The sequence below is a fragment of the Salinivibrio sp. PR932 genome, assembly GCF_001996125.1.
Taxonomy (GTDB): domain Bacteria; phylum Pseudomonadota; class Gammaproteobacteria; order Enterobacterales; family Vibrionaceae; genus Salinivibrio; species Salinivibrio proteolyticus.
Map to the genome: position 1 here is coordinate 81,692 of NZ_MUFM01000011.1, position 13,852 is coordinate 95,543.

The 13,852-nt window shown below is 52.3% G+C and carries 16 protein-coding genes and 1 pseudogene; 12 read left to right on the forward strand and 5 right to left on the reverse strand.

The annotated features are described in order from the left end of the window. Positions 1 to 38: 38 nt before the first annotated feature. From cytR to rraA, 6 genes and pseudogenes are all read left to right on the forward strand, one after another. Positions 39 to 1,049: pseudogene (gene cytR, locus BZG84_RS07630) on the forward strand (DNA-binding transcriptional regulator CytR); the annotation flags it as partial. 72 nt (positions 1,050 to 1,121) lie between these two features. Next, the gene (locus BZG84_RS07635) at positions 1,122 to 1,679 is read left to right on the forward strand and encodes an SPOR domain-containing protein (protein ID WP_046074733.1); all 558 of its coding nucleotides are present in this window, start codon (positions 1,122 to 1,124) and stop codon (positions 1,677 to 1,679) included. A gap of 150 nt (positions 1,680 to 1,829) precedes the next feature. Continuing rightward, complete coding sequence (gene hslV, locus BZG84_RS07640) at positions 1,830 to 2,366, forward strand: ATP-dependent protease subunit HslV (protein WP_069361883.1); 537 nt, start codon at positions 1,830 to 1,832, stop codon at positions 2,364 to 2,366. Positions 2,367 to 2,368: 2 nt separating this feature from the next. After that, on the forward strand, positions 2,369 to 3,700 hold the full coding sequence (gene hslU, locus BZG84_RS07645) for an HslU--HslV peptidase ATPase subunit (protein ID WP_077678118.1): 1,332 nt from the start codon (positions 2,369 to 2,371) through the stop codon (positions 3,698 to 3,700). Positions 3,701 to 3,853: 153 nt separating this feature from the next. After that, positions 3,854 to 4,759 carry a 1,4-dihydroxy-2-naphthoate polyprenyltransferase gene (locus BZG84_RS07650; RefSeq protein WP_077479518.1) on the forward strand — a complete coding sequence of 302 codons (906 nt, stop codon included), beginning with the start codon at positions 3,854 to 3,856 and terminating at the stop codon, positions 4,757 to 4,759. Between the two features lie 119 nt (positions 4,760 to 4,878). Next, on the forward strand, positions 4,879 to 5,397 hold the full coding sequence (gene rraA / locus BZG84_RS07655; protein WP_077479519.1) for a ribonuclease E activity regulator RraA: 519 nt from the start codon (positions 4,879 to 4,881) through the stop codon (positions 5,395 to 5,397). Between the two features lie 51 nt (positions 5,398 to 5,448). On the opposite strand, the gene zapB is transcribed toward rraA, so the two are convergent. Further along, positions 5,449 to 5,691 (reverse strand): cell division protein ZapB, encoded by a 243-nt coding sequence (gene zapB / locus BZG84_RS07660; protein ID WP_069590841.1) that lies wholly within the window; start codon positions 5,689 to 5,691, stop codon positions 5,449 to 5,451. A 302-nt stretch (positions 5,692 to 5,993) separates the two neighbouring features. Between zapB and glpX the strand changes: the two genes are divergently transcribed. The 4 genes from glpX (at position 5,994) to BZG84_RS07680 (ending at position 9,084) form a co-directional block, all read left to right on the forward strand. Next, on the forward strand, positions 5,994 to 7,001 hold the full coding sequence (gene glpX, locus BZG84_RS07665) for a class II fructose-bisphosphatase (RefSeq protein ID WP_077479520.1): 1,008 nt from the start codon (positions 5,994 to 5,996) through the stop codon (positions 6,999 to 7,001). A gap of 129 nt (positions 7,002 to 7,130) precedes the next feature. Next, positions 7,131 to 7,751 (forward strand): helix-turn-helix transcriptional regulator, encoded by a 621-nt coding sequence (locus BZG84_RS07670; RefSeq protein ID WP_069590905.1) that lies wholly within the window; start codon positions 7,131 to 7,133, stop codon positions 7,749 to 7,751. Positions 7,752 to 7,760: 9 nt separating this feature from the next. Then, positions 7,761 to 8,504, forward strand: coding sequence for a ferredoxin--NADP reductase (locus tag BZG84_RS07675; protein ID WP_077479521.1), 744 nt, complete (start codon positions 7,761 to 7,763; stop codon positions 8,502 to 8,504). Positions 8,505 to 8,742: 238 nt separating this feature from the next. Beyond that, positions 8,743 to 9,084, forward strand: coding sequence for a DUF3135 domain-containing protein (locus BZG84_RS07680; RefSeq protein ID WP_077455092.1), 342 nt, complete (start codon positions 8,743 to 8,745; stop codon positions 9,082 to 9,084). Positions 9,085 to 9,135: 51 nt separating this feature from the next. Here BZG84_RS07680 and BZG84_RS07685 read toward each other — a convergent pair whose 3' ends face one another. Further along, the gene (locus BZG84_RS07685) at positions 9,136 to 9,495 is read right to left on the reverse strand and encodes a 5-carboxymethyl-2-hydroxymuconate Delta-isomerase (RefSeq protein ID WP_069590851.1); all 360 of its coding nucleotides are present in this window, start codon (positions 9,493 to 9,495) and stop codon (positions 9,136 to 9,138) included. 260 nt (positions 9,496 to 9,755) lie between these two features. On the opposite strand from BZG84_RS07685, the gene tpiA reads away from it, so the two are divergent. Beyond that, the gene (tpiA, locus tag BZG84_RS07690) at positions 9,756 to 10,523 is read left to right on the forward strand and encodes a triose-phosphate isomerase (RefSeq protein WP_077479522.1); all 768 of its coding nucleotides are present in this window, start codon (positions 9,756 to 9,758) and stop codon (positions 10,521 to 10,523) included. 50 nt (positions 10,524 to 10,573) lie between these two features. Here tpiA and BZG84_RS07695 read toward each other — a convergent pair whose 3' ends face one another. From BZG84_RS07695 to BZG84_RS07705, 3 genes are all read right to left on the reverse strand, one after another. Beyond that, entirely contained in the window at positions 10,574 to 11,038 is a 465-nt protein-coding gene (locus tag BZG84_RS07695; protein ID WP_077479523.1) for a tRNA (cytidine(34)-2'-O)-methyltransferase, read from the reverse strand. A gap of 63 nt (positions 11,039 to 11,101) precedes the next feature. Next, positions 11,102 to 12,502 carry an envelope stress sensor histidine kinase CpxA gene (gene cpxA, locus BZG84_RS07700; RefSeq protein WP_077479524.1) on the reverse strand — a complete coding sequence of 467 codons (1,401 nt, stop codon included), beginning with the start codon at positions 12,500 to 12,502 and terminating at the stop codon, positions 11,102 to 11,104. Then, positions 12,490 to 13,185 carry a response regulator gene (locus tag BZG84_RS07705; protein ID WP_077479525.1) on the reverse strand — a complete coding sequence of 232 codons (696 nt, stop codon included), beginning with the start codon at positions 13,183 to 13,185 and terminating at the stop codon, positions 12,490 to 12,492. Before BZG84_RS07705 ends, cpxA begins: the two co-directional genes overlap by 13 nt. Before the next feature lie 155 nt (positions 13,186 to 13,340). Between BZG84_RS07705 and BZG84_RS07710 the strand changes: the two genes are divergently transcribed. Further along, a complete protein-coding gene (locus BZG84_RS07710; protein ID WP_077479526.1) occupies positions 13,341 to 13,778 on the forward strand; it encodes a Spy/CpxP family protein refolding chaperone in 438 nt (145 codons plus the stop codon). Positions 13,779 to 13,852 lie beyond the last annotated feature (74 nt).

Below are 13,852 nucleotides of genomic sequence, written 5' to 3' on the forward strand. Positions count from 1 at the left end.
TAACTGTCTGATCTCACAATACAGATAACAAGAGGACTGTCATTATGGCGACAATGAAGGACGTTGCCCACATTGCCGGTGTATCCACAGCAACCGTCTCTCGCGCGCTGATGAACCCTGAGAAGGTCTCGGCCACAACCCGTAAAAAGGTTGAGCAAGCGGTCGTAGAAGCTGGCTATTCCCCTAACTCACTTGCACGTAACCTACGCCGCAACGAGTCCAAAACCATCGTCGCGATTGTCCCAGACATCTGCGATCCTTACTTTAGTGAGATCATCCGCGGGATCGAAGAAGCGGCGATGGAGCACGGTTACCTGGTTTTGCTCGGAGATAGTGCCCAACAACACCACCGCGAAAACTCATTCGTCAACTTGGTTTTTACCAAACAGGCAGATGGCATGCTCCTACTGGGCTCCGATGTCCCCTTTGATGTCAGTAAGCCCGAGCAGAAAAATCTCCCTCCGCTTGTGATGGCATGTGAATATGCCCCGGATCTTGAATTGCCGACGGTGCATATCGACAACCTGACTGCCGCTTTTGAGGCGGTCAATTACCTCACCCAAGTCGGCCACACCCGTATTGCCAATATTACTGGGGTGCCGGAAACCGCACTGACGCAATTCCGCTCACAAGGCTATCAGCAGGCCCTGCAGCGCGCGGGGATTACAGTCAACCCAGCCTACAGCGTGGTGGGAGATTTCAGTTTTGCCTCTGGGGCGCGGGCAATGACCAATCTATTGTCCCTCCCTGAGCCTCCCACCGCGGTATTCTGTCATTGTGATGTGATGGCCGTCGGTGCCATGCAACAAGCAAAGCGCCTAGGCATGCGCGTGCCGCAAGATATTTCGATTGTAGGGTTTGATGACATCCAATTCGCCGAATATTGCGATCCTCCCCTGACCACTGTCTCCCAACCTCGCTACGACATTGGTCGTCAGGCGATGTTAATGCTGCTCAACACCTTACAAGGGCGTGAAGTGAATGCAGGATCACGGCTTTTAGATGCCAAATTAGTGATCCGTGAGAGCGTTGCCCCACCGTCTCGGTAGTAAGACTGGTCAGCACGAGTCGAAGCCAGTAACATGAGCGCTTTACTGGCTTTTTGAAATTGAATATTTGCTGTGGCAACTCGTGACTACGTAAAACGTGGTAAAGCACCACGTAAAAAAAATACCCGCCGCCAACCACCTAAAGCGCGTGCTCGTTTCCCATTAAAATGGGCGTTGCTTGCTGTCTGTTTGGTTGGCGCGTTTGGTTATGGCCTGTACCTATTAAGCAATACCGACGCACCCGCGCCTAAACCGGCAACAGACGCACAGCCTCAGCCTTCCACGCAGAGCAAGAAGGCACATCTGCCTAAAAAGCCTGAAGAAAAATGGAGTTACATCGAAGAGCTGGAGAGTAAAGAGGTGGAAGTGAAGGCCAAAGCATTGCCGCAATCCACGCGTCCTTACCTGATGCAATGCGGTGCGTACCGCAGTCAAGAGCAGGCAAATGAACGTAAAGCGATCATCGCTTTTCAAGGGCTAGAAAGCCAAATCAAGATAAGCCAAGGAGAAAAAGGCACCTGGTACCGGGTGGTATTGGGTCCTTACCCACGCAAGCGTCAAGCAGAGCGTGACCGTAATATGCTCCGCCGCGCCGGGGTTGAGCCTTGTGCTATTTGGTACTGGGAATAACAGCGCCACATTTTATCGGCTGGGCCAAGTCTATTCCTTGCCCAGCCTTGATTGAAATCCTTCCTTCTCCCCTTGAAAAGTGAGCGGCAAAGCCCAACCTCTTACATTAATCACCCACCTGGTGTACCAGACACAAAGAAAGAGGTTCCCGTGACTACAATCGTTTCCGTTCGTCGCGAAGGTAAAGTGGTTATTGCTGGCGATGGCCAAGTGTCACTCGGCAATACCGTGATGAAAGGCAATGCCCGAAAAGTCCGTCGTTTGTATAACGGCCAAGTTCTCGCCGGATTTGCTGGCGGCACTGCTGATGCCTTCACCTTATTTGAGCGCTTCGAGCGCAAGCTTGAATTACACCAAGGGCACCTAACCAAAGCGGCCGTTGAACTGGCTAAAGAATGGCGAACTGATCGCGCGCTACGTCGATTAGAGGCCCTACTGGCGGTCGCCGATGAAACCGCCTCATTGATCATTACCGGTAACGGCGATGTGGTTGAACCAGAGCGCGACTTGATCGCCATTGGCTCTGGCGGCAACTATGCCCAAGCCGCCGCCGTTGCTATGCTTGAAAACACGGCGTTAGATGCCCGCGAGATCGCAGAGAAAGCGCTAACCATCGCCGGTGATATATGTGTGTTTACTAACCAGCAGCACACCGTTGAAGAACTCGAGAGTAAGAAACAGGATTAGTGATGTCTGAAATGACTCCACGCGAAATCGTGCATGAGCTTGACCGTCACATTATCGGTCAAGACAATGCCAAACGTGCGGTGGCGATCGCACTGCGAAACCGCTGGCGCCGAATGCAGCTTGCCGAAGAGCTGCGTGCGGAAGTCACCCCGAAAAACATCTTGATGATTGGTCCAACCGGTGTGGGTAAAACGGAGATCGCTCGCCGGTTGGCACGCCTTGCCAACGCGCCTTTTATCAAGGTGGAAGCTACCAAGTTCACCGAAGTGGGTTATGTCGGGAAAGAGGTGGAAACCATTATTCGCGATCTGGCGGATGTGGCGATGAATATGACCCAGCAGCAAGCGATGGAAAAGGTAAAATTCCGCGCTGAAGAACAAGCTGAAGATCGTATCCTCGATATCTTGCTGCCACCCGCACGTGACGCATGGGGCCAAAATGAGGCCAGCCAAGAGGACTCTTCAACACGGCAAAGCTTCCGTAAAAAATTACGCGAAGGCCAGCTTGATGATAAAGAAGTGGAAGTCGATGTCGCCGCCCCCCAAATGGGCGTTGAGATTATGTCGCCTCCTGGCATGGAAGAAATGACCAACCAGCTACAAGGCATGTTCCAAAACTTGGCAGGCAACACCACCAAAAAGCGCAAGATGAAAATCAAAGACGCGATGAAGGTGTTGACCGAAGAGGAAGCGGCCAAGCTGGTCAATCATGATGACATCAAAGAACAAGCCATTCATGCGGTGGAAAACAATGGCATCGTCTTTATTGATGAAATCGATAAGATTTGTAAATCCGGTAACACCAGCGGCGGTGACGTATCGCGCGAAGGGGTGCAACGTGATCTATTGCCGTTAGTGGAAGGCAGTACGGTCTCGACCAAACACGGCATGATCAAAACCGATCATATCCTGTTTATCGCTTCAGGCGCATTCCAAGTGTCACGTCCGTCTGATCTGATCCCAGAGCTGCAAGGCCGTCTGCCCATCCGTGTTGAGCTTGAAGCCCTATCAACTCATGACTTCAAGCGTATCCTCACCGAGCCAAACGCCTCGCTCACCCAGCAATATACCGCCTTGCTGAAAACCGAAGAGATTGATCTGGCGTTTGAAGAAAGTGGTATCGATGAGCTCGCCTCTGCCGCTTGGCGCGTGAACGAGAAAACCGAAAACATCGGTGCTCGTCGTCTGCATACACTGATGGAGCGTTTGATGGAAGACGTCTCGTACGAAGCCAGCGAGCGCGCCGGTCAAAGCGTGACAGTGGATGCCGAGTACGTGCGTAGCCACCTTGAAGAGCTGGTGGATGACGAAGATCTCAGCCGCTTTATTCTCTAATCCACACCGATATCAAGGGCAGCAAACGCTGCCCTTTTTTGCATAAAAGTTTGCGCTGACGCAAACGGAAGTCGAATTTCCTCACCCTTCCCGTTGCCCACTTACACGCTTAAGCGATAATGGCGATATTGTCTTTTCGTCGAGAGTGTCTGTATGACTCAATCCACTTTGGCTATTTGGCTTGATGCCGCTCGGCCCAAGACCTTGCCCCTTGCCATTACCTCTATTTTATGTGGCAGCGCGGTCGCCGCTTCACAAGGGCGTCTTTCTTGGTCGATTAGCGCCATGGCTTTGGTCACTGCGTTATTACTGCAGATTTTGTCTAACCTCGCCAATGATTATGGCGATGCGGTGAAAGGGACAGATAACGCTGCGCGCCTTGGCCCAATGCGCGCCATTCAGTCAGGACACGTGAGTGTTGCCACCATGCGGCGTGCACTCATCCTCAACGTACTACTCACGCTCATCAGTGGCGGCAGTTTAATTGCCATTGCCTGCCAACAACCCACTGATATCGTCAGTTTTCTGCTACTCGGTGTCATGGCCATTGTGGCGGCCATTACCTACACCGTAGGCAATAAACCCTATGGCTATCGTGGGCTGGGGGATCTCTCCGTGTTGATGTTTTTCGGTTGGCTGGGTGTCGCTGGGACCTACTATTTACAAGTTGGACACATTGACTCGCTAGTTATCCTCCCCGCCACCGCATGCGGCTTACTCGCAGTGGGAGTGCTCAACATCAATAACCTACGCGACATTGATAACGATCGCGCCTGTGGCAAACATACGCTTGTGGTACGGTTAGGCCCACATCGCGGTCGCCAGTATCATGTAATTTTGCTTGCCAGTGCCGTGGTTTGCTATTCGCTGTTTGCCGCGCTCACCTTCCAAGCTTGGCTGGGATGGTTGTTTCTCGCCGGCGTTCCCTTATTGATTCGCCATGGCCGTGAAGTGTATCAAGCCGCAAGCGCCACCGCATTGCGCCCCATGATGGGAAACATGGTACGTTGTGCACTGGTCACCAATGGCCTTTTTATGACCGGTATGCTGTTGGTGTAATCAGGGCACAGATTGTCCCCTTTTGCATTGCAAAGCCTTATCGGCCCGTTATACTTGGACTAGCCTTGTTGGCAACCGCATGTTGTCAGCCTTTTTCTGCCTCAACAAGAAGTTAGACTATGGAATACAATACCTCGGAACTATGCGACATGTATCTTGACCAAGTGGATGTCGTGGAGCCAATGTTTAGCTCTTACGGGGGCCGCAGTGCGTTTGGTGGCCAGATTACAACCGTTAAATGCTTTGAGGATAATGGCCTTATCCGCGAGCTTGCTGAACAAGACGGTCAGCAACGGATCATGTTGATTGATGGCGGTGGCTCACTGCGCCGTGCGTTGATTGATGGCGAAATTGCACAGCTTGCTGCTGATAACGATTGGGCAGGTATGATTGTGTATGGCTGCGTCCGTGATGTCGATACTATTGATGAGCTTGATATCGGTATTCAAGCACTGGCATCGATTCCGGTCGGCGCGGATGAACAAGGCACAGGGGAAACCGACGTTCCCGTCAACTTTGGCGGTGTGACTTTCCTCCCGGACGATCATGTCTATGCAGATACGACTGGCGTGATCCTCTCACCCGACGCGCTCACCATGGACAGCGTCGACGTTGATGACGAGGAAGACGACGACTAATACGTCGCCTCACGCGGATAGAAAAACAGAGCCAATCGGCTCTGTTTTTGTTTATTCGACGTTCTCAATCTTGCCCAGCAAGCTACGAATACGGTTTTGCCACGCTTCTTGCTCTTCACGCAGTTTGGCGTTTTCTTGCTCGAGGCTTTCACGGCTTTCTTTCACCGAGGCTGCATCACGCTCTAGCGCGTCATTCTTTTCTTTCAGCTCTTCGATTTCCATTTGCAGCAGCGAAATGGTATCCACCGCCATTTGTACTTTTGCTTCGAGTTGTTCTAATACTTCCAATGACATCAAGGCCACCTTATTTCTGACGATTGATCCCGTTACTACTGACATCAGCAGCAACCCGTGCAACGTGATTGTGCACCCCGCTGTTATTGTACCGAGCGCACGCTAGACTGCCACTGTTCTCGCGCCTTGCCAACGCACAAGTGCACAAAAATCCAGCATATTTGGTGTTATTCCTGATCCGCCTGACGTGTATTTCCACATATCCTCTGCTCACAGGCGTACGCAAACGTTTTCTATTTCTGGTAAACTGGCGCGCGCTCACTGGGCTGACCAGTTTTTGTGGCTTTTATCTTGGAGTACTCATGAAACGCGATCTCGCACTGGCTTTCTCTCGTGTCACCGAAGGCGCCGCCCTTGCCGGTTATAAATGGCTAGGCCGTGGCGATAAAAATGCAGCGGATGGTGCAGCCGTTGCCGTGATGCGTACCTTACTGAACCTCACCGAGATTGATGGTGAAATTGTGATTGGCGAGGGCGAAATTGACGACGCGCCGATGCTCTATATCGGCGAACAAGTCGGCTTGGGCGGCGACGCGGTCGATATTGCCGTCGATCCGATTGAAGGCACACGCATGACGGCCATGGGGCAAGCGAATGCCTTGGCGGTACTGGCCGCCGGCGAGAAAGGTAGCTTTTTAAAAGCGCCGGATATGTACATGGAAAAACTGGTAGTGGGACCGGGCGCCAAAGGTGCCATTGATCTGCACAAGCCCCTGCTCGAGAACTTAGAAAATATCGCCATCGCCCTAGGTAAAACCCTAGATACGCTGGTCGTCGCCACCTTGGCAAAGCCTCGCCATGACGCCATCATCGCCACTATGCAGCAACGCGGGATCCGAGTTTTCGCCTTTCCCGATGGCGACGTGGCCGCCTCAATTCTTACCTGCATGCCGGAAAGCGAAGTAGATGTGATGGTCGGCATTGGCGGTGCGCCGGAAGGTGTGGTGTCAGCCGCCGTTATTCGCGCCTTAGGCGGCGACATGCAAGGACGTTTGCTCCCTCGCCACGAAGTCAAAGACGATACCCCAGAAAACCGCGCTTTTGGTGAGCAAGAATTAGCCCGTTGCCAAGAAATGGGCATCCAAGCCCACCAAGTACTGACGTTATCCGACATGGCGAGCAGCGATAACGTTGTCTTTGCCGCCACTGGGATCACCAAAGGGGACTTGCTAGATGGCATTAGTCGCCAAGGCGATCTGGCCACCACAGAAACCCTGGTGGTACGCGGTCAATGTCGTACCATACGCCGCATCCACTCGACCCACTATTTAAGCCGCAAAGACGACGCCATCAAGCATCACATCTTATAACTCAGCGGGCAGCCAATGTGCTGCCCTCACTGGTCAAGTGGATTGATTTCGATTACCCTTTTATAAACACTTTGCTTTATTTAGTTGTGTGCTGCTGGGCAGCGTATTGGGGTAATCACTATCACTACCATCAAGTCTACCGATCGCATTCTCGATACCCTTAAACGAGAAGGCAGTGTCAGCGCAAAAACCCTCGCGCAATCGCTGGGGATGACCACGATGGGCGTGCGCCAACACTTACAGAGCCTTGAGCGAGACGGGCTGGTTGATTTCGAAGATGTGCGCGCCAAAGTGGGCCGCCCCACCCGCCACTGGTCGCTCACCGCTAGTGGTCATAGCCGTTTTGCAGATAGTCATAACGATCTGTCGATCACCTTGATTGACTCCGTCCAAGACGTGTTTGGCGAGCAAGGCGTCGAAAAAGTGATCGCGCAACGAGAAGCGCGAACCCTTGCGCAATATCAAGATGCACTAAAAGATTGCGATAATTTAGAGGCTAAATTGCAAACCTTGGCGTATCTTAGAGAGAGCGAGGGGTATATGGCCGAGCTCCAACAGGATGGCGCCGACTACATATTGATTGAACATCACTGCCCTATCTGCCACGCAGCCAAAACGTGTCCGGCGCTTTGCCGTTCAGAAATACAATTATTTCAACGCCTTTTAGGTAACGCTTACCGTATCGAGCGCGAAGAGCACATCGTGTCCGGGCAACGTCGCTGTACATATCGAATCGGAGAAAAGACGTGAGGAGGTAATATGGCCACTTGGATCAAGGCTGAAGTTGTGGAGAACCAACATTGGACGAAGGATCTCTTCAGCCTGGTGTTATCCGCCCCTATTGAACCCTTTACCGCCGGCCAGTTTACAAAACTGGGGATGGAGATCGACGGTAAACTCATTCAACGCGCCTACTCGTTTGTTAACCCTCCTCAAAGTAAGTATCACGAAGTCTATGCCACACGTGTCGCCGATGGACTCATGTCGCCGCGACTGCATGCGCTAGAGCCGGGTGAAACCGTGATGATCACCAAAGATCCCGCGGGCTACTTTACCTTGGATGAAGTGCCGCAAGGCCAACATTTGTGGATGCTCGCCACCGGTACCGCCATTGGTCCTTATCTGTCGATTATGGAGCAAGGGGACGTTTGGTCACGGTTTAGAAAGGTTATCTTGGTGCATGCGGTAAGATTCGCGGCGGATCTGACCTATCAAGCGCGCATCAACGCACTGCAAGAAAAATACCCCGATCAGTTAGTCGTGCAACCGTTCGTGAGTCGCGAGCCCACCGCGGGCGCCCTTTCTGGACGGATCACCCATGCGTTGGAAGATGGCTTGCTCGAGCGTGTGGTTGGGCTGCCGCTTCAGCCCGAACATAGTCAAGTGATGCTGTGCGGGAACCCGGCGATGGTCAAAGAAGTGAAGAGCATTTTGGAAGGCAAAGGATTAAGCAAAAACCTACGCCGTAAGCCCGGTAATATTACCACTGAGCACTATTGGTAAGTCGTTGCGCCCCTTTGCTGGGGTGCATACGGTAACCCGTTGTATTTTTATAGTTAAAAATAAGCACTAAAAAGCGGTCATTTTTCAGGGGATTGTTTGTGCCACAGTCTGCTTTCCCGTTCAGAGCGCCAAGTGGCTCAGACACCCTGAATTTGATCCCCCCACGCCCCCGACTCATAGTTATTCATACGCCTTGGTAATGCGGTCATCTGACCGACGGCGTACAAAGGAGTAACTTATGAAGACGCTACCTTCTTTTGATGAACTGGCCGCTTTGGCCCAGTCCGATCCAAAAGCTTTAGAAGCTTTGCGCCTCAAGATGAGTGAAGAAGTGATTGCCAATGCCTCACATGCCACGCAACCACAGCTCCACGCCATGCTAAGCCACATCAACCGCGTGATAGAACATGGCAAAAACCCACTGCACGTGAACGTCATGTTATTTCAAGCGCTGTCAAAGCAATACTCACGCTTTGCCACCGCCTTTGAATCACCCGAATCGCTACGTAGCCACAACGCTGAGATCATGGACTTTCGCGTCGGCCAAGCCGCACGACAAAGCGCACGCGCTGGCGAATAACGTCCAAACCGGCTCGGGTGGAGCATCCACCCGTTACCGCTTTATCATCGGTCAAACCACCGCTGACGCGACCCGCTTGCTGTAGCTTTTGGTTTCCATATCACGAATTTCAACCGTCAAACTGCTCACGTGACTAGCATGGCGGGATAACACGTCAACCAGCGCTTGGCTAATGGCTTGCTTTTGCGCCACAGTTCGCCCATCGAGCAAGCGAAATTCGACATGAATAAAATCACCACGGTCGGCTTGTTCTCCAACCCGCCATACGCCGCAAGGCACGGCTCGCGACTTTAGCGCCGCCGGCTCAAACACCTCACTGGCGATGGCAGCTTGATGTAAGGCCTCCACCACCTGATCGATGTTCACTCGTTCAGAAACCGATTCTGTGTATTCCATGATTAAATGCGGCATCACACACTCCTTGTTATTGAGAAAGGCTATGGTGCCGGATTTTTCACCACCACTCTAGCGAGACCATCACAGTTCACTGGCCAGACGTGCCACAAAATGATGAAAATTTACTACTTAGCGGTTCACTTTTGCCAATAAAACGCGTAAAAACGAAGGCATTCTCGCCATTCTATGATTTTAAACAGAGAAGGCCGCGCTACAATAGACTACCTTCTTTACATCTTTTGACTTCAAATCAACTAAACCGCGGAGGAATTCCTATGCGCCGTCCATTGGTAATGGGTAACTGGAAACTCAATGGCAGCAAAGCCATGGTCACTGAACTGCTTAACGGCCTGAACGCTGAACTTAAAGGCGTGGAAGGTGTGGACGTTGCTGTTGCGCCACCGGTCATGTATTTGGCTCAAGCCGAACAACTGCTGGCGGATAGCGCCATTAAGCTTGGTGCGCAAAACGTCGACACACACAACAGCGGCGCATTCACCGGTGATATCTCTGCAGAGATGCTGAAAGACTTTGGTGCCACCCATATTATTATCGGCCACTCAGAGCGTCGTGAATATCACCAAGAATCTGACGAATTTGTCGCGCAGAAATTCGCTTTCTTGAAAGAAAATGGCCTCACGCCAGTACTTTGTATCGGTGAGTCCGAAGCGCAAAACGAAGCGGGCGAAACCCTTGCTGTCTGTGCACGTCAGCTTGACGCAGTGATCCAATCACAAGGTGTTGAAGCGCTGAACGGTGCGATCATTGCCTATGAACCTATTTGGGCGATCGGTACGGGTAAAGCTGCAACGGCAGAACAGGCTCAAGAAATCCACGCGGCCATTCGTAAGCACATTGCGTCTTACAGCGAAGACGTCGCAAGCAAGGTTGTGATTCAGTACGGCGGTTCAGTAAAAGCAGGAAATGCTGCAGAGTTATTCGCGATGCCGGATATCGACGGCGCGCTAGTTGGCGGTGCCGCGCTTGACGCAGCGGGCTTTGCCGCTATCGCTAAAGCAGCGGCTGAAGCGAAAAAAGCGTAAGCGACTGACGCTAAACGTCTAACAAAACGTCCCCAATCTGGGGACGTTTTTTATTGTGCGCCGGTAAAACCTAATTGCCGCCACGCTTCATAGCCAATAATGGCCACGGCATTAGACAGGTTTAGGCTACGTGCCTCTGGCTGCATGGGAATACGTAACCGCTGCGCGTCGGGTAATGCTTGGATCAACGCATCAGGCAAGCCGCGCGTTTCTGGCCCAAACAACAACACATCACCGTCCGCAAACGTCGCCTCCGTATGAAACTGGGTGGCTTTGGTGGTACACGCAAAGATCCGACGACCCGCCATCGCGTTTGCAAACGCCGCATAGTCTTTATGACGTGTCACTCGGGCAAGATCATGATAATCCAGTCCCGCACGACGGACTTTCTTTTCTTCTAGATCAAAGCCAAGCGGCTCAATCAAATGCAAGTTCGCACCACAGTTGGCACAAAGACGAATGATATTCCCCGTATTAGGGGCAATTTCAGGCTCGTAAAGCGCTATATCAAACATGAGAGTTCATTACCAAAGTAAGCAAGGCAGGTATTGTCGCAACCGCTGGTAGATTGCGCAATATTAACCACTCGGCCATTGCAAGCACACCACGAGTCCACCTTGTGGATGGTTCGCGGCACTGACTTGGCCACCATGCTGCTGTACGGCTTGTGCGGTAATCGCCAGCCCAAGCCCAGTACCGCCCGATTGACGGTCTCGCGCGGCAGACACGCGATAAAAGGGGCGGAAAATATCAGTCAGCATGGTCTCAGGAACGCCGGGGCCATCGTCCTGAATCTCAATATTTAACCCCGCTTGCTCGCTCGTGACCGATAGGCAGACGTGTTTATTGGCGTAGCGAATCGCATTACGCAGCACATTGTCGAGCGCACTGCGGGCTAAGCGCACATTGACGGTTAATGCGACATCAGGAAAGGGAGTCGCCTCGATCTGTTTACCTTGCTGCCCCGCTTCAAATTGGGCATCGTCAACAACCGATTGCCAGAGTACTTGAGCACTGATGGATTCGCGTTCAAGGTGTCCTTGCGATTGCAGTCGTGACAAGGTGAGCAACTCACTGATCAAGGCTTCCAATTGGCTCGCTTCCCGTTCAATCCGCGCTAATACCTCGCTATCGCCCAATTCACGCGCAGCCAAGGCGCGTGCCATTTGTAATCGCGTCAGAGGTGAGCGCAACTCATGGGAAATATCTGACACCAGTTGTTGCTGCCCAGTCACCATCTGATTAAGCGCAGTCACCATTTGGTTAAAGCCTCGACCTGCATCGCGAAACTCTTTGGGGCCTTGCTCAAGGGTAGGGTCAATCACCAACTGCCCCTTGGCGACCCGCTGACTCGCGGTTTGAAACCGACGCGCGGGACGCGTCAAGGTATATGCCAACCAGAGCAACAAAGGGGTACTGACCAACATGGTCACCACTAATAAGTGCTGCGGTTTTTCCAAAATTTTAAGCACAAACGGCAGCTTGGGTTGCCAACGCCGAGCATGATAAAAGGTTCCGGCTTCACGCGCGGTAGTGACGGGGAAAGGGCCGGCTAACATATTGCGGTGATAAAGGCGCTGCATCGGCGCGTCGGTGTCGGTGGTTTGCGATATAAAATGGCGTAATTCGCGTGGCAAAGATCCTAATGTCGCGCTATCAGGCACCCAATACAACTTATAGGGCGTGCGACGATGACCGCGATGTTGATTCTGACGTGCAACCATCATCGCAATTGGAATCTCACGCTGTTGTGAGATTGCTACCAATTGTTCCAGTTGGGCCTGGATACGAGCTTTTTCCGGCGAGGGAATGGCATGCAAGCTACGCGGATCCTCTCGCTGTGCCCAAATAACCGCCGCCAACACCGCCAGCAGCGTCAGCCAGAAAATGACAAAAACCCGACCGTATAAACTTCCGAGAAAGGGCACCCGAGACCAGCGCTCGGCGAGCTGGCGACGCCAGAGACCTAGTCGACCCATAGATAGCCCTTACCCCTTAGGGTTTTAATCCTAGGTTTGCCATCAAGGCGCTCTGGCAGCTTCTTACGCAAATTGGAAATATGCACATCGACTGCACGGTCAAAGGGCATTAGTCGCTTTCCTAGCACCTGCTCACTTAACAAGGCTTTACTTACCACTTCACCGGGGTGATGAAGCAAACAGGCCAACATTTCGGTTTCCATACCGGTCAACGCCACGGGTTTATCTTGGCACACCGTCTCTAATCGACGCGGGTACACTCGCACATCATGATGGGCCAGTACCGGCTCATCTTCAGGCGGTGCCGACTCTAAGCTTATCACCTGCGTTCGGCGCAAAATGGCCCGCATTCGCGCCAAAAGTTCGCGATCGCTAAAGGGTTTAGCCAAATAGTCATCCGCCCCCAGCTCGAGCCCCATCACTCGGTCTACTTCTTCTCCTCGCGCCGTGAGCATCAAGATCGCGACGTTGGATGTGGCGCGCAGCTGACGCAAGGTTTCCATGCCGTTCAAAACCGGCATCATCACATCAAGCAGAATAATGTCAGGGGGCGAGGCTCTCGCCATCTCAAGGCCAGCTTGGCCATTATCCGCACAACGCACCGAAAATCCCTCCAGTGAGAGCAGCTCACTGAGTAAATCCGTCAGTGCGGTATCATCATCGATGATCAAAACCTCTTGCATGGCAATCAGACTCTCTGCCCATTATCAATTAGCTGTAGTTCTATCATAGCTACGCCCGCGGGTGAGTGACTTTACCCATCTTTACACCGAATAACGTGACTTTACACCCCAGCCCGTAAGCTAAACAGGTAACCACTCACCACCGGAGAAAAATAATGAAACGTTTCACTATCGGCCTAGCAATAGCCGCCATTGCCCTGCCCACCCTCGCCGCTCCCCACTTTGGCGATGGTATGGACCGCGGTATGTGGCGTGATCTGAACTTAACCGAGGCTCAACAGAATCAACTCCAAGCACTGCGTGATGAGTATCGCACTCAACGTCAGCAGGCACGCGGCGACTTTCAAGCAAAGATGAAAACCTTATTGACCCAAGAGACCTTTAATGAGCAGGCGGTGCGCGATTTATTGTCGGCTCATCCACAGCCGAATATTGAACGCCGCGTGGCCCATGCGCGTCATCAACACGCGATGATGCAGGTGCTCACCCCGGAGCAGCAAACCGCGTTCTTTGACGCCATGCATAAAAAGCATGACAAACAAGGCAAAGGGCATCATCGTCATCACGGCAAAAAAGGCGATTGTTCACGTTAAACCTGCGTCGTGTCATACGTTTGCTGTGAATGAGATATATACTGAGGGCAGAATTTATTAACCTTCTGCCCTTG